Raw genomic sequence first — 3272 nt, forward strand, 5'->3', positions numbered from 1 at the left:
GAATTAGTGAGTGAATGTGGTGCAGAAGGGAAACCCTTTCAGTTGGCCTTTAAGGCCAAGGCCGGTAAGAGAGGCTTTCAGCCGCAGAGCAAACCACCAGTTCACACTGGTGGTTTTGATTATTTTGTCTTGAAGGGGTTATGAAATGTTAAATTCAACACAACCAGACTTACTGAAATTGAGTAGCAACTTCAGTAAGATGCTAAAAAAGAGATTTGGGAAAGGTCCAGAATCCTGCTTAACTGTATTAAATAAAGGGAGACTCTATATTTTTGTTCGAAATTTCATTACACCCGCAGAGGAAGTGCTGATAGAAAATGAAGAATGGGAGCTGGCTAACCATTTTCGTTCTGCGGTATTTGATTCTGTCATTCAAGAGTTTATTGCGAAAGCATCCAAAGTTTTAGAAATTGATTTTAAATATTTCTTTCATGATTGGAACTATAGCTCAAATACTGGACTTGTATTTTTAGAACATCTACATGTGGATGAAGAGAAAGTAATTTTAGATTCTCAATCTAATAGATTTCTAAAAGTAGTGGAAGAGATTGGGCTACAATTACATAAAAAGCCTGAAGAAATTCGGATGTTTATGAATACGCATAATATGTGCGGAATCGAAATTAGTGGCATTCAGACTCACCTTGAAACACTGTTGTTTAAAAATGGAAACTCACATTTTTTGCAGCAACACTTGACGCATATTAAGCAAGGATATCTTAAACATAAAAAGCAGTTGGAAAGCATACTAAACTATTCTGTTGATGATGTATTTGTGATGTGCGATTATGAAAGAAATCGATACGTACTGTTTCTAATTTTTTCAAAAAAGGCAATTTGATAAAAGCATGTTGGTTATGGGCTCTCCTCATAATCAGCATGTTTTTTGCATTAAATGGGAAATGATGGGGAAGCTAATATCGCTATTTTATCTCGTAAAAAGGATTGATTATGAGTGGTTGAGCAAAAAAAGCTGGATTATATTAGCAGTTACATTAGCAAGCTGTTAAGAAAGAATTTTGGAAGAGGGCCGCAGTCATGTCAGACAAGTGTTTGTAAAAAATATGTGACTGCCTACGTACGGGGATTTGTGGCACCGATGGAAGAAGTGCTTTTAAAACAGGGACATGCCAAAGATGTAGACAGGGCTAGAAGGTTAATCATGAATTCTCTGATAGAAGAAATTAAAGGAGTTCTGCAGGTATCTCTTGATGTAGAAGTGATCGAGTATTATCATGACTGGAATTTTCCCAATAATACTGGAATTTTTATTTTTACATTAGAAAAAGAAGAGGAAGGCCATATTGTAAACGATGTCGATATTCCAAAGTTGGAAAAGGAGATTGCACGAATTAGCGAGTTAGTTCAAAAAGTTCCCGATGAAATTTACACATGCCCGATTACTCCTTCTATCTACTGCGTAGAAAGGGCCGGTATCCTTATTCAGATTGAAAAAGCATTGATTGAAAGAGGATTTGAACAGGAGTTGAGATATACAAAGGAGCAATTGGAAAAAAGCTATTTCCATCGTCACGGTGATTTTGAAGAAATTTTCCACAAACAAGTAAGGGACATTTTTATCGATTGGAACTTTCACGGAAATAAATCGGTGCTGGTTTTTATATTATCTTAATTAATTTGAAGCAGTTTCAGCGCACCTGCATGTACTTTACCTTCAATATGAGTCTTAATACCTATTATATATTTTGTATTTATTTTACAGAAAAATAACATTTTATAGTATCATTTAACTATATACAGGTATTAGAACTTAGTAATAAGAAGCGGAGAGAAAGTAGAATGCGTTTAGTGAAGTTGGATCATTGTGAAACCGGAGCGCTGTTAGCTAAATCAATATTTCGTGAAAATGGGACGATTCTTTTGGCGCGAGGAACTTATTTAACCAATAATTTAATAAGAAGGTTGAAGGAATTAAATGTTTTTACTGTATATATCGAGGACGAGGCATCTGAAGGAATTGAGATTACTGAAACGATTCCTAATGAGATTCGGGCAGAGGCGGCAAGCGCAATAACAGAAGGACTAGATGAATTGGTTAATATACATAAGCGTCCGAATATTCATGGAATTATGAAGACAGGACGAGTGGTACGCAGTATACAGAAAGTGTTTAAGGATATTTTATCATGTTTAAATGAAAATAAGGCTGCACTGAATTTATTAGCTACTGCAAAGGTTCATGAAGATCATGTCTATAATCATTCTTTGAATGTTTCGATTTATGCTTGTCAGTTGGCGATAGAGAATGGCTTACCAATCAAAAAAATTGAAGACATCGGTCTCGGCGCCATGTTACATGATCTTGGCAAACTATTTATCCCGAAAGAGATTCTTAATAAACCAGGCAAACTTACAGAAATGGAATTTGAGTTAATCCAATCTCATTGCGAACTGGGCTTTAACCAATTGAGGAAAATTCATGAAATTCCATTGCCAGTTGCCCATTGCGCCCTCCAGCATCATGAAAGAATTGATGGAAAAGGCTATCCACAGGGATTGAAAAACAACGAAATTCATAAGTATGCCAAAATAATAAGCGTTGCCGATGTTTTTGACGCTGTCACAAGTCATCGAACATATCATCCAGCAATGCTCCCTCATAAAGCAATGGAAATTCTTTATAACGGAAAGGGAACACAATTTGAACCAAGGCAGGTCGATTTATTTAAAGAAAGCATCGCCATTTACCCACCAGGCTTAACTGTATTATTAAATGATGGCAGAACAGGGATTGTTGCAAAATACAATTTTAAGGCAGTAGGTAGACCGGTTGTTCGCATTATTAAAGATCAGGAAAATCAAACGGTTCAACCTTACGAAATTGATCTATCAGCAAAAGAACATGTATCGTTAGAAATAACCGATGCAGATGCATTGTTATAAAAAAGGATAAAGAATAATCTTTATGCTTTTTTTGGTTGCTGCAAAAGGAAAACCCCGCTCCTTTAAAGACTCGATTTTTTGATTCTTTGAAGGATTTATTTTTTTAAACAGCATTTAGACTTTTAGCAAATGAGTGCAACTTTGAACAGAAGTTGAGCAAAGTGTGCCCTCATGAGGACAAGAAAGAGTAAAAAACAGGGAAGAGTGTCCGCATATGGGGTCTATGAGAACAAAATCGATAAAAAACCGGAGAATCATGTCCATCTCATAAAGGGTTCATGCGGATAAAGGTCTTCAGAACGAAGCAAAGGAGTGTCCGCATAAACCAACCAATTTCCAATCGAAATCAAAAAAGCAAGTGGCGCAGT

The 3272-nt window shown here is 36.1% G+C and carries 3 protein-coding genes; all 3 read left to right on the top strand.

The features are described 5' to 3' along the window. Positions 1–145 precede the first annotated feature (145 nt). The 3 genes from FCJ93_RS24500 to FCJ93_RS24510 all read left to right on the top strand — a co-directional run bounded on the left by FCJ93_RS24500 (position 146) and on the right by FCJ93_RS24510 (position 2904). Positions 146–841, top strand: a complete 696-nt coding sequence (locus FCJ93_RS24500; RefSeq protein ID WP_095309535.1) for a Na-translocating system protein MpsC family protein — start codon at positions 146–148, stop codon at positions 839–841. A gap of 114 nt (positions 842–955) precedes the next feature. Further along, a complete protein-coding gene (locus FCJ93_RS24505; RefSeq protein ID WP_095309533.1) occupies positions 956–1633 on the top strand; it encodes a DUF2294 domain-containing protein in 678 nt (225 codons plus the stop codon). Positions 1634–1800: 167 nt separating this feature from the next. Continuing rightward, on the top strand, positions 1801–2904 hold the full coding sequence (locus FCJ93_RS24510; protein ID WP_095309532.1) for an HD-GYP domain-containing protein: 1104 nt from the start codon (positions 1801–1803) through the stop codon (positions 2902–2904). Positions 2905–3272: the final 368 nt, after the last annotated feature.

It is taken from the genome of Robertmurraya siralis, from assembly GCF_005502275.1.
In the GTDB taxonomy this organism is placed as follows: Bacteria; Bacillota; Bacilli; order Bacillales; family Cytobacillaceae; genus Robertmurraya; species Robertmurraya siralis.